The sequence below is a fragment of the Streptomyces sp. NPDC127119 genome, from assembly GCF_042677425.1.
Lineage (GTDB): Bacteria > Actinomycetota > Actinomycetes > Streptomycetales > Streptomycetaceae > Streptomyces.
Map to the genome: position 1 here is coordinate 203,125 of NZ_JBHXTO010000001.1, position 15,008 is coordinate 218,132.

General features: G+C 74.9%; 8 protein-coding genes. All 8 read right to left on the reverse strand.

Annotated features, from left to right (window positions below; all coding sequences use genetic code 11):
- Positions 1 to 151: 151 nt before the first annotated feature.
- Positions 152 to 1,444 (reverse strand): MFS transporter, encoded by a 1,293-nt coding sequence (locus tag ACFVH5_RS00740; RefSeq protein WP_385830944.1) that lies wholly within the window; start codon positions 1,442 to 1,444, stop codon positions 152 to 154.
- A complete protein-coding gene (locus tag ACFVH5_RS00745) occupies positions 1,441 to 2,511 on the reverse strand; it encodes a GntG family PLP-dependent aldolase (protein ID WP_385830946.1) in 1,071 nt (356 codons plus the stop codon). Before ACFVH5_RS00745 ends, ACFVH5_RS00740 begins: the two co-directional genes overlap by 4 nt.
- An 11-nt stretch (positions 2,512 to 2,522) precedes the next feature.
- On the reverse strand, positions 2,523 to 4,028 hold the full coding sequence (locus ACFVH5_RS00750) for a lyase family protein (RefSeq protein ID WP_385830947.1): 1,506 nt from the start codon (positions 4,026 to 4,028) through the stop codon (positions 2,523 to 2,525).
- The gene (locus tag ACFVH5_RS00755; protein ID WP_385830948.1) at positions 4,025 to 5,263 is read right to left on the reverse strand and encodes an ATP-grasp domain-containing protein; all 1,239 of its coding nucleotides are present in this window, start codon (positions 5,261 to 5,263) and stop codon (positions 4,025 to 4,027) included. Before ACFVH5_RS00755 ends, ACFVH5_RS00750 begins: the two co-directional genes overlap by 4 nt.
- Positions 5,260 to 6,342 (reverse strand): pyridoxal-phosphate dependent enzyme, encoded by a 1,083-nt coding sequence (locus ACFVH5_RS00760; RefSeq protein WP_385830949.1) that lies wholly within the window; start codon positions 6,340 to 6,342, stop codon positions 5,260 to 5,262. Before ACFVH5_RS00760 ends, ACFVH5_RS00755 begins: the two co-directional genes overlap by 4 nt.
- Before the next feature lie 11 nt (positions 6,343 to 6,353).
- Complete coding sequence (locus ACFVH5_RS00765) at positions 6,354 to 7,271, reverse strand: GHMP kinase (protein WP_384798363.1); 918 nt, start codon at positions 7,269 to 7,271, stop codon at positions 6,354 to 6,356.
- A 61-nt stretch (positions 7,272 to 7,332) separates the two neighbouring features.
- Positions 7,333 to 11,766, reverse strand: a complete 4,434-nt coding sequence (locus ACFVH5_RS00770) for an amino acid adenylation domain-containing protein (protein ID WP_385830950.1) — start codon at positions 11,764 to 11,766, stop codon at positions 7,333 to 7,335.
- Positions 11,763 to 15,005 carry an amino acid adenylation domain-containing protein gene (locus ACFVH5_RS00775; protein ID WP_385830951.1) on the reverse strand — a complete coding sequence of 1,081 codons (3,243 nt, stop codon included), beginning with the start codon at positions 15,003 to 15,005 and terminating at the stop codon, positions 11,763 to 11,765. Before ACFVH5_RS00775 ends, ACFVH5_RS00770 begins: the two co-directional genes overlap by 4 nt.
- Positions 15,006 to 15,008: the final 3 nt, after the last annotated feature.

Consider the following 15,008-nt stretch of genomic DNA (forward strand, 5'->3'; position numbering starts at 1 on the left):
CGACCGAGTTGCCGCCCCTCGTCCGCTGAGTGCCGTTTCGCCCCGCCGCCTTCCGGTCACGGGCGTCCCGCCCGGGCCGCCGCCCGCGCGCAGGGGGCGCGGCGGACGGACCGGAGGGCGGTCGGACCGGCTGCCGGGCCGACGGTCGTGATCACGTTCCGGCCGTCCTCGTCCCCGTCGGCGTCGGCGTGAAGTCGTGCATGCCGCGCAGTGGGGAGCACACCACCCAGGCGGCGGCCAGGGACGTGCCCGCGGCGGCGATCCACAGCGTGCCCCTGATTCCGATGGACTCGCCCAGTACGCCCCCGAGCAGTGCCCCGAGTGTCACCGCGCCGAAGCCGACGAAGCGGACGGTGGCGTTCGCCCTGGCCAGCATCGCCTCGGGGCAGACCACTTGGCGGTAGCTGACCTGGGCGACGTTGTACACGACGATGCCGTAGCCGGTGACGAGCAGGCCGGCCAGTGCCGGGGTGAGGGCGAGCAGGGTGCCCCGGCCCGCGAGCGGCACCAGCAGCAGGGCCGGGAACGTGGTCAGCGGTACCAGCCAGACCGCCCGTGCCTGGCCGATCCGGCGGACGACCCGGTGCGCCGACAGTGCGCCGAGCACCCCGCCCAGGCCCAGGACGCTCAGGGTGGCCCCGGCCGCGGAGCCGCTGAGACCGAGGACGCCGGTCAGGAACAGGACCTGTACGGCACCGAGTACACCGGCGAAGAAGTTGGCGGTCGCGGTGCAGCCGGTGATGGCGAGCAGGGTGCGGTGACGGGCCATGAAACGCAGCCCCTCACCCACCTCGGCGAGCAGGGGCGGGCCCGTGCCGTCGGGAGGGTTCGCCGGGTCCGGTTCGCGTACGCGGCGCAGCAGCAGACTGGACGTCAGATAGCCGAGGGCCGTCGCCAGCACGGGAGCGGCGGGCCCCGACAGCTGGACGAGGGAGCCGCCGATGCCGGGCCCGGTGATCTGGGCCAGGGACTGGCTGGACTGGAGGCGGGCGTTGCCCTCCAGGAGCCGGTCGCGGTCGACCAGGGCCGGCAGATGGGACTGGTAGGCGACGTCGAAGAGGACGGCGAGGATGCCGCACAGCAGGGCGACGGCGATGAGCTGGGCGACGCTGAGCAGGCCGCTCCACCAGGCCACCGGGATCGTGCACAGCAGCAGTGCCCGGCCGGTGTTGGCGCGCCGCATCAGCCGGCGCTGGCGGGCCCGGGCCACCCACACCCCCGCGGGCAGCCCGATCAGCAGGTAGCCCATGGTCTCCGCGGCGCTGAGCAGCCCCATCTCCAGCGGGGTCGCCGCCAGCGTGGTGGCGGCGAGCAGCGGCAGCAGGGCGTTGCCGACGTACGTGCCGAACTGGCTGACCGAGTCGGCCGCCCAGAAGAGCCGGAACGCACGGTGGTGCCGCAAGGAGGAGGGCGGGGGCGCGGTGGCGGTGGGCGGCTCGCTCACCGCGTGGTCCGGGGAGCGGCGGACACCGCGTCCGTGAGCACGTCCACGGCCCGGTCGATGTCGGCGGCCGTGACACCCGAGTGGGTGACCGCCCGGATACGGCCCCGCCCCAGTTCCGCGAGGTGGACGCCACGGACGCGCGCCGCCTCGATGAAGGACTCGGTGGTGTGGGAGGTGCCCTCGTCGTCCACGGTGAAGAACACCATGTTGGTGCGCGGCGGCTCCGGGTCGAGCCGCAGGCCGGGGACGTCGGCGAGGCCGTCGGCCAGCCTGCGGGCGTGTGCGTGGTCGTCGGCGAGGCGGTCGGTCATGTCGGTCAGGGCGACGATCCCGCACGCCGCGATCATGCCCGCCTGCCGCATCCCGCCGCCGAGCATCTTGCGGTAGCGGCGGGCGGTCGAGATGGACGCCTCGTCGCCGACGAGCATCGACCCGATCGGCGCGGACAGCCCCTTGGACAGGCAGAACTGGACGGTGTCGGCCGGAGCGGCGAGGTCGGCGGCCGGTACGCCGAGAGCGAGGGCCGCGTTGAAGATGCGGGCCCCGTCCAGATGCAGGGCGACGCCGTGCCTCCGGGCGAGGGCGCCGGCCGCCGCGAGGTAGCCGGGGGTGAGGGGGATGCCGCCGCGGCGGTTGTGCGGGGTCTCCAGCGTCAGGACGGCGGGCAGCGCGAACTGGGGGTCGTCCCGGTCGACCTCGAACGCCTCGGCCACCGCGTCCAGGGGCAGGGTGCCGTCCTCGGCGGCGGTTATGGGTTCGTAGACGATGCCGCCGAACACCGAGGCGCCGCCCGCCTCGTAGACGTAGATGTCCGATTCGGCGCCGACGACGGCCTTGCCGCCGCGCGGGCTGTGGGTGAGGAGGGCGGCGAGGTTGGCCATGGTGCCGCTGGGCATCAGGCAGCCGGCCTGCTTGCCCAGCACCTTGGCCGACATGGACTCCAGTTCGGCGACGGTCGGGTCCTCGCCGTAGACGTCGTCGCCGAGCCGCGCCGCGGTGGCGGCGGCGAGCATCCGGGGGGTGGGCAGGGTGAACGTGTCGCTGCGCAGTTCCACGACGTGGCTCATGGCCGGGCTCCTCACGGTTGACGGATCAGGGTCGACACGGCGGCGGCGAGCGCGCGTTCGGCGGACGCCCAGCGGCTCCTGCGGGCGTCGGCGGCGGCGCCGAGCCGGTCGAGACGGTCGGCGGAGTCGTCGAGGGCGGCGGTCACGGAGGCCGCGGCGGGCCCGCCCCCGGCGTTCGCGGAGGCGGCGACCGAGTCGGGGTCGAGGCCGTCGAGCAGGCCGCGGTGCCGGTCGCCGAGGTGCTCGGCGGCGGTGGCCCCGAAGGAGCGGCCGGTGGCGAGGGCCACCCTGCTGATGTCGCCGACCATGTGGTGGGCCGTGCGGAACGGCACCCCCGCCACGACGAGACGCTCGGCGAGCGCGGTGGCGGCGGTCTGCCCGTCGGCGGCGCGCCGCCGCATGGTGTCCGGGTCGGGTTCCGCGCCCTCGGTCATCAGCCGCAGCAGGACCACGGCGTCGGTGGTGGCCTCCAGGGCGGACCACACATGGCCGACCGCCTCGGTGCCCACCGCGATCGCGTTGGTGTACCGCGCGGTCGACATGGCCGCGGTCGCCGCGGTGAGCGCGCCGAGCGCGCCCGCAGCCCTGCCCTGGATGTTCTCCAGCAGGAACGGGTTGCGCTTCTGCGGCATCATCGAGCTGCTGCCGACCAGGCTGTCGGGCAGGACGAGCAGCGGGTTCTCGGCACTGGTCCAGGACTGGAGGTCGTGCGCGGTCCGGGTCAGGAGCACACCGAGGACGGTGCACGCGGCGAGCAGCCGCAGCACCACGTCCCGGGACGCCACGGCGTGCAGGGAGTTGGTGAGGGGTGCGTCGAAGCCCAGCAGTTCGGTGGTGCGGGCCGCGTCGACGGGCAGGGTGGTGCCCCCGACGGCCCCGGCGCCGAGGGGGTTCTCGCCGAGTTCGCGGCCCGCGTGGTCGAGCTGGTCCAGATCCCGTACGAGGGCCGCGGCGACCCCGGCGAGGTAGTGGCCGTAGGTGATGGGCACGGCGGGCTGGTGGTGGGTGTAGGCGGGCATGACGGTGGTGTGCCAGCGGCGCCCCCGGTCGACGAGGGCCCGGCCCAGGGCGTCCGTCTCGGTGAGCAGGCGGTCGTAGGGGCGTCGCAACTGGAGCCTGAGCACGGTGGCGTTGAGGTCGTTGCGGGAACGGCCGCTGTGCAGGACACCGCCGGTTTCTTCGCCCAGGGTGTCCACGAGGTGGCCCTCGTAGGCGAGGTAGCGGCCCCGCGGGGCGGGGAGGTGCCGCAGCGGGGCGAAGTCCGCGGCGCGCAGGTCCTCGATGCCGGCGAGCAGCCGGGCGGCCGTCCCGCGCTCGATGACGCCCTGTTCGGTGAGCATGACGACATGGGCGCGGTCCACCTCGCTGGTGGGGCCCAGTTCGGCGGCCACCGGGTCCGGGGGGACCCGCAGATGCCTTTCGAAGAGGATCTCCGCGGCGGCCGGGTGCACGGCGGAGGTCAGACGTCCGGTGGCGGTGGCTGTGGCGGTCGCGGTGGCCTCGGCGGTGGCGGTCATACGGGGCTCTCCTCGGCGCGTCGCGGTCGTAGGGAGGTGCGCAGCCGGGCCAGCGCGTCCTCCGCCGCCCGTGCGGCGGATGAGGCGCTGGGGGCGGTGGCGGTGGCGTGGCCGACCCGGTCGCGGTGGTCGTGCCGCGGTACGAGCGGGACGCCGCGGCTTCCCGTGAGGACCGTGGCGGTGACGTACCGCGGCGGACCGGCGGTGGCCGTGGGCGGATCGTCGAGCACCGAGGGTTCGTCGACCACGAGGAAGCGCAGTGCGGCGTGCCGCGCGCTGCGGGGTTCCAGGTCAGGCCGGTGGCCGAGGGCCGCGCCGACCTGGGCGGCGACCAGGTCGATCCCCAGGGCGGAACGGATCAGCTCGGGAATCATGCCGCCCGCGAGCCGTGGGTTGACCTCGATGAGCACGGGTCCGCGGGCGGCCAGCCGCAGTTCGACGTGGGCCGCCCCGTGGCCGAGGCCGAGCGCCTTCACCGCGGCCACGGCCGTGTCCGCGAGGAGCTGTGCCGTACCGGCGGGCACGGGAGCCGGTACGTCGTGCCCCGTCTCGACGAAGTGCGGGGCGGCGCCGAGGTGTTTGCGCACGACGGCGACGGGGGTGCGGCCGAACACCTCGACGGAGAACTCGGGCCCGTCCACGTACTCCTCGACGAGCAGGCCGGGGGCGGTCGGGATGCCGCGCTCGTTGTGCGTACGGGCCAGCAGGCGGGCCGCGTGCTCGGCGGCCTGCGCGCGGTCGCGGCACAGGCGGACGCCGGTGCTGCCGGAGCCGTCGGCGGGTTTGAGGACCACCGGCAGTCCCGTGCGCCCGACGGCGTCGAGGACGGCGTCGGCGTCGGTCACCAGGGTGTGGGCGGCCACGGGCACGCCCCCCGCGGCGAGCGCCGCCCGCTGATGGCCCTTGTGCCGGCACCGGGTCACGGCCCCCGGGTCGGGTCCCGGCAGGCCGAGCGCGTGCGCCGCCTCGGCGGCGACGGGGACGAAGTAGTCGGAACTGGTGGTCACCCCGGCCGGCGGACCGGCGCCGAGCGCGGCGATCGCGTCGAGGACCGCCCCGGCGCTGGACGTGTCGGCCTCGACCACGGTGATGTCCTCGGTACGGGCGTACCCGTAGCGGCCGGGGTCCTCGGCCAGCAGCACCGGCCGGACCCCGAGGTCCCGGGCGCGCCGGGCGAACAGCGGCCCGGTGCCGGAGGTGTTGGACTCGACGAGGACCAGGAAGGGCTCGGTCATCGCTGCTCCTCGGGAAAGGGGACGGGGCCCGGCCGGGCGGCGGCGCCGCGCAGGGCGTCGTCGAGGGTGCGGCGGCGCCACTCCATGCGCGCCCACCCCCCGACGGCGTCGCCGGGGTCGGTGACGGTGCGGGGCGTGGTGGCGGCCGGGCCGTCCAGCAGGCCCCGCTCCGCGAGCCACTCGTCCCGGTAGACCGAGTCCTGGTAGCGGTGCCCCTCGTCGGGGAGGAAGGCGACCACCTGGGCGTCGGGGTTGCGTTCGGCGTACCAGCGGGCGACGAGGAAGGACGCGCCGCTGGTGGGGCCCATGTAGAGGGCGTGCCGGGCGTGCAGTTCGCGGGTGGCCCGGACGACCTCCGCGGGGCCCGCCCAGTGCACCTCGTCGTAGGCGTCGTGGCTGACGTTGGACGGTACGAGGCTGTTGCCGAGGCCGCGCACGACGCGGGGCCCGTCGGTCTGGCCGAAGATGGCGCTGGGCGAGGTGTCCACGCCGATCAGGCGCATGTGCGGCTGGGGCAGCCGCAGGAAGGCGGCGGTGCCCCCGGTGGACCCTCCGGAGCCGACCGGTCCGACCAGGCAGTCCACGGCGCCGACGGTCTCCGCGATCTGCTCGGCGACCGCGGCGTACGCGTTGGGGTTGTCCGGGTTGTCGTACTGGCCCGGGACGTAGTGGTCGGGGTAGACGCTCCGCAGTTCCTCCAGCCGGTCGAGCCGGGCCTGCTGGAAACCTCCGCGCGGGCTGGGTTCGGTGCAGATCTCGACCCGGGCGCCCAGCTCGCCGAGCCTGCGGCGCAGCGCGGGGTCGATGGCCGGGTCGCCGACGATGACCAGGGGATAGCCGCGCAGCCGGCACACCATCGCCAGGCCGAGGGCGAAGGTGCCCGACGAGGTCTCCAGGACCGTGGTGTCGGGGGCGAGTTCGCCGCGCTGCTCGGCGCGGTCGAGCATGAAGCGGGCCGGGAGCAGCTTCATCAGGGTGAACGCGGCCACGCACAGGTTGGGGCCGAGGCGTATGAGCCGCGGCAGGACGGTCGCCTCGACGACCGAGTCGCTGGCCGCGGGCAGAGTGGGTGATCTCATGGTCTCCGCTCTCAGTTCTTGGTGGTGAAGTACCAGGAGTCGCCGATGCCCAGGTCGGCGAGGTGCTTGCGGGCGCTGTCGGTGCGGGTGGCGAGATCGGGCAGGTCGGGGTCGAAGAGGAGTCCGGCCACGTCACCGCTGTGCGCGACCTGGAGCCCGGCCGCGCCCACCGCCTCGGTGACCCGCAGCAGGTCCGTGAGCTGGGGGACGGGCAGGTGGCGCTGGTTGAGGCGGGCGCTGGCGGTCGCCACCCGGCCGAGCAGGGCGACGTCACCGGTGCGGACGGCCCGGCGGGCCGCGCCGAGCAGCGGGCGGAACGCCTCGATCTCCCAGACCGAGTAGCGCGCGGGCGGCAGGGCGAGGGTGTCGGTGCCCGTGCTGTCCTCGCTGGTGCCGAAGCCGACGACGGCCAGCGGCATCAGCGGGCCGCCCAGTTCCTCGATGACCTCGCCCTCGCGGTGGGCGAACAGGACGGCCCGGTGGGCGTACATGAGCGCGTCGGAGGCGGTCTCGGCGGCGACGGCCAGGGCGGCGTACTGGGCGGGGCTGGGCCGGCGCCCGGCGGCGTCGTACACGGCTCCGATGGCCGCCACGACGTCGGCGGTGGAGGAGCCGAAGCCGCGACTGGGCGGGATGTTGCTGGTCAGGCCGAGGGTGCCGCCGGTGAGGGCGCCGCCCAGGGTGCGCAGGGCGAGTTCGGCGGCCCGGCCCGCCTTGGTCCGCCAGGGGTCGAGGACGGTGACCCCGGTGCTGGTGTCGGACGGCTCGAAGACGGCGTGGGACTCGTAGAGGGGGCACGGGAGGGTGATCAGTGCGCGGCGCAGGCGTCCGTCGGACTCGAAGACGCCCTGGAGGATCTCTCCGTGGTGGCCGACGCTGTGGTGGGTTCCCCGGATGCGGACCGCCGTCCCGGACGGTGCTGTGGACATGTCGTGCAGCATGGCTACCTCGATCGAGGGTCGGAGGTCGGGTGCTGGGGTGCGGGGGCGGTCACGAGCGGGTGGCCGGCCTCGGCGCGGTGAGTCGGGTCGCCCGTGCGGGCAGCGTGGGCACCGCCACGAAGCGGGCGGGGATCTGGTAGTCGGGCAGCGACTCGGCGAGGAAGTCGACGAGTTCGCCGTCGTCCGGGATGACGGAACCGGTGTGCGGTACGAGGTAGGCGTGGAGTTCGCCGTCGGCGCTGAAGACCGCCGCCTCGGCGATCCCGCGGTGCGAGGTCAGCCGGGTGCGGGTCTCGTAGGGCGCGACGCGGAAACCCGAGACGGTCGGCCAGACCCCGGTCGGGCCGAGGATCTCGAAGCCGCCGGCGGCGGTGTGGCGGGCCCGGTGACCGGTGGGGGCGAACCTCGCCCCCGCGCCCCGCGCGAGGTGGAGTTCGCCGGGGACCCCGGCGGGCAGCGGCTCGCCGTGGCTGTCGAGGACGGCGGCGGCGACGCCGGGCACGGGGAGACCGACCGGCATCACGACCGCGGAGGGTCCCGGCACGCCGTCGTGCGGCCGGTACAGGGCCAGCGGCAGGTCCGGGGTGCCGAATCCGGTGGCGAGGCGGGCGCCGACGGGTTCCCGCAGGGCCGCGGGATCGGTGTCGGCGCCGATCGCGAGGACGGCGTCGGCGCCGTGGGCCAGCGCCTCGCGGTGGTGCGCGAGGAGGGTGTTGACGGTCGTGTCGGGCAGGAGGAGCGCGGCGAACGGCTCCTGACGCCCGGCGAGGAGGGCGGCCAGCGCTGCGGGCGAGGGCTCCGGTGTCCCGGTGAGGACGAGGGTGCCGCCGCGAGCCAGGGTGGTCCACACCTCAAGGAGGAACAGGGAGCTGTCGGCCGCGGCGGTCTGCGGGACGTGTCCCGCCCCGAAGCCGAGGGCGTCGAGTGCGGCGACCGCGCCGGTGAGCGCGGCGTGGGTGATCTCGGCCCGGCCCACCAGCGCCAGTACGTCACTGCCGGCCGGCCGGTGCCCGCCGTCCCGTCCGCCGGGATCGGCGGCCTCCGTCCGTCGGGTCACGGCCTCGGTGACGAGCGCCTCCGTGGCCGCCGGTTCGGTTCCGGGGGCGAGGACCCGCGCCGGGACCCCGGTACGGGCGGCGGCCAGCAGTGCGGCCACCAGGTCGGTGCCGGGCGGCAGCCGCAGGGCTGCGGGACGTCCGGGTCCGGCGCCCAGGCGGGACAGCACCCCCGCCAAACGGTCGGCGCGGGCGCCCAGTTCGCGGTAGGTGACGGAGTCCGGGCCCGTGCTCAGGGCCGTCCTGTCGGGGTGCTCGGCGATCTGCCGTTCCACCCGTTCCACCGGCGTGGGCCCGGCGGACGCGGCCTCGGCGGCCGGCGCCGCAGCCGCGCTGGTGAGCCGGAACCTGGACACCGGCAGGTCGGGCTCGTCGAGCGCGGTGCGCAGCAGGTCGCGGTAGGCGCCCACCATGCTCCGCATCGTCTCGGCGTCGAACAGGTCGGTGGCGTACTCCCAGATGATGGTCAGCGAGTCGTCCTCGCTGCTGGGGCGCTTGCCCACGCGCTGCTCGGCGCGGGGGATGGCGACGATGTTCAGGTCGGCCTTCGCGGACCCGTTGTGCCCCATGAACACCTCGCCGCGCAGCCCGGCGAAGTCGAGGTCGGGGACCGCGGAGTCGTGGAAGCTGAACATGGCGGAGAACAGCGGGTTGCGGGACAGGTCGCGGGTCGGGGCGAGGGCCTTGACGAGCTTCTGCAGTGGCACGTCCTGCCAGCCGTACCCCTCGACCGCCGTGCCGTGGACCTGCTCCAGCAACTGCCGGAACGTGGGATCGCCGTCGAGACGGACCCGCAGCGGCACCGTGTTGACCATCATCCCGATCAGGCGCTCCGCCTCGGCGAGCCTGCGGTTGGCCACCCCGACGCCGAGCACGAAGTCGGTCTGGTCCGCGTACCGCGACAGCAGGGCGGCGAACGCGGTCAGCATCGTCGAATAGAGGGTGACCCCGAACTCCCGGGCCCGCTCCCGCAGCCGGTGGTACTCGTCCGGGTCGAGGGTCAGCCGTACGACGTCGCCGCGGAAGGTGAACTCCGGCGGGCGGGGCCGGTCGGTGGGCAGTTCGAGAGCCGCGGGGGCCCCGTCCAGGGCCTTCGCCCAGTGATCGAGATAGCGGTCCATCACGGGGCCGTCCAGCCAGGACCGCTGCCAGGCGGCGAGATCGGCGAACTGGAAGCGCGGCTCCGGCGGGGCGACGGCGCCCTCGGCGAACACGCAGTACAGAGCGGTGAGTTCCTTCACGAACACCGCGAACGACCAGCCGTCGTGCACCAGATGGTGCTCCACATGGAGCAGCCGGTGCGAGTCCGGGGCGTCCCTGGCCACGACCCAGCGGGCCAGCGGGGGCGCCTGGAGGTCGAACGGCGTGGCCTGCTCCTTGGCCGTCAACTCCTCCCAGGCGCGCTCGCGTTCGGCCTCGGAGAGGGCGGAGAGGTCCACCAGGGGTACGTCGACGGTGACGGCGTCCATCTCCACGGGGCACTGCGCCGGCACCCCGTCGACCTCACGGAACGCGGTGCGCAGGATCTCGTGGCGGCGGACCAGCTCGGTGAGCGCGGCGCGCAGGGCGGTCATGTCCAGGGGGCCGCGCAGGGTGAGCGTGGCCTGCATCCGGTACGCCTCGTTGAGCGGCGAGAGCTGTTCGAGGAACCAGACACGCTCCTGGGGGAAGGACAGCGGGATCGGCCGGGTGCGGTCCGCGTGCCGCATCGGGGGCACCTCGGGGACCGCCTCGCCGTCGTCGAGAGGCGCGCCGCCGTCGACCAGTGCGGCGATCTTCCGTGGTGTGGCGTGGTGGAAGAGGTGGGAGAGCGGGATGTCGGTGCCGTGGTCGCTGCGGATACGGGCGGCGAGGCGGCCCACCAGCAGGGAGTGGCCGCCGAGTTGGAAGAAGTCGTCGGTGGCGCCGGCGGGCGTCCCGCCGAGCAGCTCCGACATCAGCGCGGCGACGGCCTGCTCGGTGGGCGTGGCCGGTTCGTCGCCGCTGCTCACCCCGGACCTGTACGGCGAGGGCAGCGCCTGGCGGTCCACCTTGCCGCTCGGGGTGAGGGGCAGCGCGGGCAGCACGACCACGGTGGAGGGAACCATGTGGGCGGGCAGCGTGCGTGCGCACCAGGTCCGCAGGTCGGCGGGGTGCACCGGGGTGTCGGGGGCGGACACGTAGCCGACCAGGACGGTGCCGCGCGCCACGACGACGGAGTCCGAGACGGCGGGGTGCGCGCGCAGCACCTCGGCGATCTCGCCCGGTTCGACGCGGAAGCCGCGGATCTTGACCTGGTGGTCGGCGCGCCCGGCGTACGCGTAGCGCCCGTCGGGCAGGCGGCGGGCGAGGTCGCCGGTGCGGTAGGCGCGGCCGTGCCCGGTGGGGACGTACCGTTCCGCGGTCAGGGCGGGGCGGCCGAGATAGCCGCGGGTCACTCCGGCGCCGGAGACGACGAGTTCGCCGATCTCGCCGGGCGGCACCGGCAGCCCTTCCTTGTCCAGCAGGTCGATCCGTACGCCCGGCAGCGGGCGTCCGATGTCGGGCGTCCCGGATCCGCTCACCTCGCCCGTGGTGGCGACGATGGAGATCTCGGTCGGCCCGTAGGCGTTGAAGACGCGCCGGCCGCGCCCCCAGCGGGCCACGATCTCCGCGGGCAGCGCCTCCCCTCCGCAGACCAGCGTGCGCAGCGCGGGCAGTTCGGCCTCCGGGAGCGCGGCGACGACGGACGGCGGCAGCAGGGTGAAGGTCACCGCGAAGCGGTCCATCAGGTCCACCAGGCCGGGGCCCGGCACCACGCTGTCGGCGTCGGCCAGGACCAGCGCGGCCCCGCCGGTCAGGGCGACGCCGGTCTCCAGGACGGAGGCGTCGAAGCTCGACGGGGCGAACTGCAGGACGCGTTCGCCCGCCCCCACCCCCCACTCGGCGCGCATCCCGGCGATGGTGGCGGCGACGCTCCCGTGTTCGACGAGGACGCCCTTGGGCCGGCCCGTGGAGCCGGACGTGTAGATGACGTAGGCGAGATCCCCGCGGCCCACGGAGGGCAGGGCGGCCGGGGCGGTCTCGTCGGCGCCCTCCGGGTCCAGGACGCGGACACCCGCGGGCAGCCGGCGGGCCGAGGACTCGTCCGCGATCACCAGGGAGACACCGGAGTCGTCGAGCATGTACTCCAGCCGGTCCTGCGGGTAGGACGGGTCGAGCGGGACCCAGGCGGCGCCCGCCCGCATGACGGCGAGCAGGGCGGTGGGCAGCGCGGGGCCGCGGCCGACGCAGACCCCGACCAGTCGGCCCCGGCCGACCCCGGCGGCCAGCAGCCGGTCGGCCAGCACCGCCGAGCGGCGCTCCAGGGCGCCGTAGGTCAGGGTGCCGCCCGACCACAGCAGGGCCGGGGCGTCGGGGGAGCGCAGGGCGTGCTTGAGGAACGCCTCGTGCAGCAGGGGGGTCTTCATCGTGTCGCACCTCGTTCGTGGTCCGCGGGAGTGGTGGCCGGGGAGGTCTCCGTGAGGAGCCGGCGCGCCTCGTCGTCGGACATCGCCTCGATCTCGGCCAGGATCAGGTCGTGGATGTACTCCGCCGTTCCGGCGACGGTCGGGCGCTCGAAGATCACGCTGAGCGGGAGCTGGGCGTCGAAGGCCTGCCGCATCCGGTTGACGGCCCGGGTGGCGATCAGCGAGTGGCCGCCGAAGGAGAAGAAGTCGTCGAGGACGCCGATGCGGGGCAGGGACAGCACGTCGGCCCAGATGTCGGCGATGATCCGCTCGGTCTCGTCGCGGGGAGCGACGTGGTCCGCGCTCTGGTGGTCCGCCGGGTCGGGCTCGGGAAGCAGCGAGGGGCTGAGCTTGCCGCTGGCCGAGCGGGGGAGCGCGTCCAGCACGGTGACGGTCGAGGGCACCGCGTACCCGGGCAGCCGGGCGGACAGGTGCTCGCGCAGCTCGTGGACGGTCGTCCCGGTGTCGTCGAGGGCGACGTAGGCGGCCAGCCGCAGATCGCCGGAGGGGACGCGGCGGGTCACCACCGCGGCGTCCGTCACCGCGCGGTGTTCGCGGAGCGCGGCCTCGACCTCCCCCAGTTCCACCCGGACGCCGCGCACCTTCACCTGGCGGTCCATCCGCTCCAGGTAGACGAAGGTGCCGTCCGGTCGCATCCGTCCGCGGTCGCCGGTCCGGTACACGCGCTCGCCGGGCCGGTAGGGGTGCGGGACGAAGGCGGCGGCCGTCTTGGCGGGGTCGCCCAGATAGCCGCGGGCCAGGCCGGTCCCGGCGATGCACAGCTCGCCGGGGACACCGGGCGGCAGGGGGGAGAGGCGGTGGTCGAGGACCAGCACCTCGTTGTTGTCCATGGGCCGGCCGAGGCTGACCGCGCCGGTGCCGCGGGTGTCCTGGGGGCCGCAGACGTGGAACGTGGAGTCGATGGACACCTCGGTGGCGCCCCAGGTGTTGTCCAGGCTGACCGTGTCGCCGAACGCGGCACGGAAGCGCTCCACGAGAACCGGGCGCAGCGCCTCGCCGCTGGACAGGACGCTGCGCAGGTTCCGGCGCAGCGCGGTGACGTCGTCGGGGCTGAGTTCTTCGAGGAAGAGGTCGAGGACGCTGGGCACGAACTGCACGTGGACGGCGCGGTGGCGGACGGCGGCGTCGACCAGTGCCCGCGGGTCGCGGTGCAGGCCGGGCGGCAGCAGCGCCACCGTGCCTCCGGTGATCAGCGGCCAGAGGATCTCGACGGCCGCGTCGTCGAACGGCAGGGTCGTCTTGTGCAGGACCGTCTCGCCCGGCCGCAGCCCGTGCCGGTGCTGCATCCACGCCATCCGGTTGACCCAGCCGCGGTGCGTGCAGGCCACGCCCTTGGGCCGGCCGGTGGAGCCGGACGTGTAGTAGACGGCGCACAGGTGGTCGGGGTGGACGGACACGGCGGGGGGTGCCGCCCGGTCGTCAGGGTCGACGGTGAGCGGGACGGCGCCCCCGGCGGTGACGGTGTCCGCGTGTTCCGGGACGGTGAGGCAGACCGGGGCACCGGCGTCGGTGAGCAGGGTGGCGACCCGGGAGGCGGGCGTGGCCGGCTCGATGGGCAGGTAGGCGCCGCCCGCCTTGAGAATGCCCAGGAGGCCGACGACCAGCGGGACGGAGCGGTCGATCAGCAGGCCCACGGGGATGTCGGGCCCGACCCCGTGGGCGATCAGCCGGCGGGCGACGGCGTTGGCGGCCGACTCCAGGGCCGCGTAGCTGGTCGTGGTGCCGTCGGCGTCGACCAGGGCGACCGCGTCGGGCCGGGCCGCGGCCGTGAGGGACACCAGTTCGTGCAGGGTGCGCCGGGGGGTGTCGACGGCCGGGCGCAGGGTCAGGGCGCGCAGGGCGTCCTGCTCCGGCCCCGAGAGCAGCGGGATGTCGTCGAGGAGGGTGTCGGGCCGCTCGGCGACGTGCCGCAGCAGCCGCTCCAGCCACTGTCCCAGGCGCTCCACGGTGTCGTCGTCGTACAGGTCGGTGTCCCAGTTCACGCCGCACCACAGCCCCGCGGCACCCTGCTCGAAGCTGACGCAGAGGTCGTACTTGGCGCCTTCGTACGGCATCGGGAGTTCGGTCACGGTCAGGTCCGGCAGCTGCGGGGTACGGCGGCGGCCGGTGCGGAAGTTGACCAGGATCTGGAACAGCGGGGTGCGGGAGGGATCGCGCTCGGCACCGCTCTCGCCCACGAGCCGGTCGAAGGGGACGTCGGCGTGATCGAACGCGTCGAGCGACACCTCCCTGAACCGCTCGACGAACTGACGGAACGTCAGCTCGGGGGAGGGTCGGCCCCGCAGGGGCAGCATGTTGATGAGGACGCCGAGCAGGCGCTCGGTGGCGGGGTCGTCGCGGCGCGCGTAGGTGGTGCCGGTGGTGACGTCCTGCCGGCCGGTGTAGCGGTACAGGACGCTCTGGACCGCGGCGGTCAGCAGCATCGCGGGGGTGGCTCCCGCGGAGCGGCCGAGCGCGACGAGCGGTTCGGCGACCTTCGGCGGCAGCACGAAGGCGGTACGCATCGCTCCCCGCCCGGCCCGTACGGCGGGGCGGGGCCGGTCGCCGGGCACCTCGAAGGGGGTGAGGTCGGCCAGCGCGGTGCGCCAGTGCTCCAGCCCGGCCGGTTCGGCTTCGTCGGCGAGGGCGTCGAGGCGGGCGGCGACGGTGCGGTAGGGCTCGGCGGGCGCCGGGACGGGGGACGGGTCCCCCGCGGTGAAGGCCGCGTAGTCGGCGGCCAGTTCGTCGTAGACGAGGGCGCAGGACCAGTCGTCGGCGGCGACGTGGTGGATCGTGAGGACGAGGGTGTGCTCACGCTCGCCGTGGCGGATCAGCAGGGCGCGCACGGGCGGTTCGGCGGCCAGGTCCATCGGGGTGGCCGCCTCCTTCGCGAGGGCCGCGTCGAGCGCCCCCGCGTCGGCCGCCGTCGTCTCCCGCAGCCGGAACGCGTCCGGCGGGCGGACCACTCCGACGGGCCGCGCGTCCCCCGCGACGACACCGGTGCGCAGTACCTCGTGGCGGGCCACCAGGGCTTCCAGCGACCGGCGCAGCGCGTCGCGGTCGAGGGCCCCGGCGAAGTGCAGCCGGAGCGGGATGAGGTAGTCGGACGAGCAGCTGCTCAACTGGTCGACGAACCAAGTTCGTTCCTGGTCGCGGCTGAGCGGCACCTGGACCCCGGTGGGGCCGGGGGTGGCAGACATGTG

Excerpts from the sequence above, each read along its gene's own strand:
- ACFVH5_RS00745 (WP_385830946.1), bottom strand. The coding sequence starts at position 2,511 with ATGAGCCACGTCGTGGAACTGCGCAGCGACACGTTCACCCTGCCCACC.
- ACFVH5_RS00750 (WP_385830947.1), bottom strand. The coding sequence starts at position 4,028 with ATGACCGCCACCGCCGAGGCCACCGCGACCGCCACAGCCACCGCCACC.
- ACFVH5_RS00755 (WP_385830948.1), bottom strand. The coding sequence starts at position 5,263 with ATGACCGAGCCCTTCCTGGTCCTCGTCGAGTCCAACACCTCCGGCACC.
- ACFVH5_RS00760 (WP_385830949.1), bottom strand. The coding sequence starts at position 6,342 with ATGAGATCACCCACTCTGCCCGCGGCCAGCGACTCGGTCGTCGAGGCG.
- ACFVH5_RS00765 (WP_384798363.1), bottom strand. The coding sequence starts at position 7,271 with ATGTCCACAGCACCGTCCGGGACGGCGGTCCGCATCCGGGGAACCCAC.
- ACFVH5_RS00770 (WP_385830950.1), bottom strand. The coding sequence starts at position 11,766 with ATGAAGACCCCCCTGCTGCACGAGGCGTTCCTCAAGCACGCCCTGCGC.
- ACFVH5_RS00775 (WP_385830951.1), bottom strand. The coding sequence starts at position 15,005 with ATGTCTGCCACCCCCGGCCCCACCGGGGTCCAGGTGCCGCTCAGCCGC.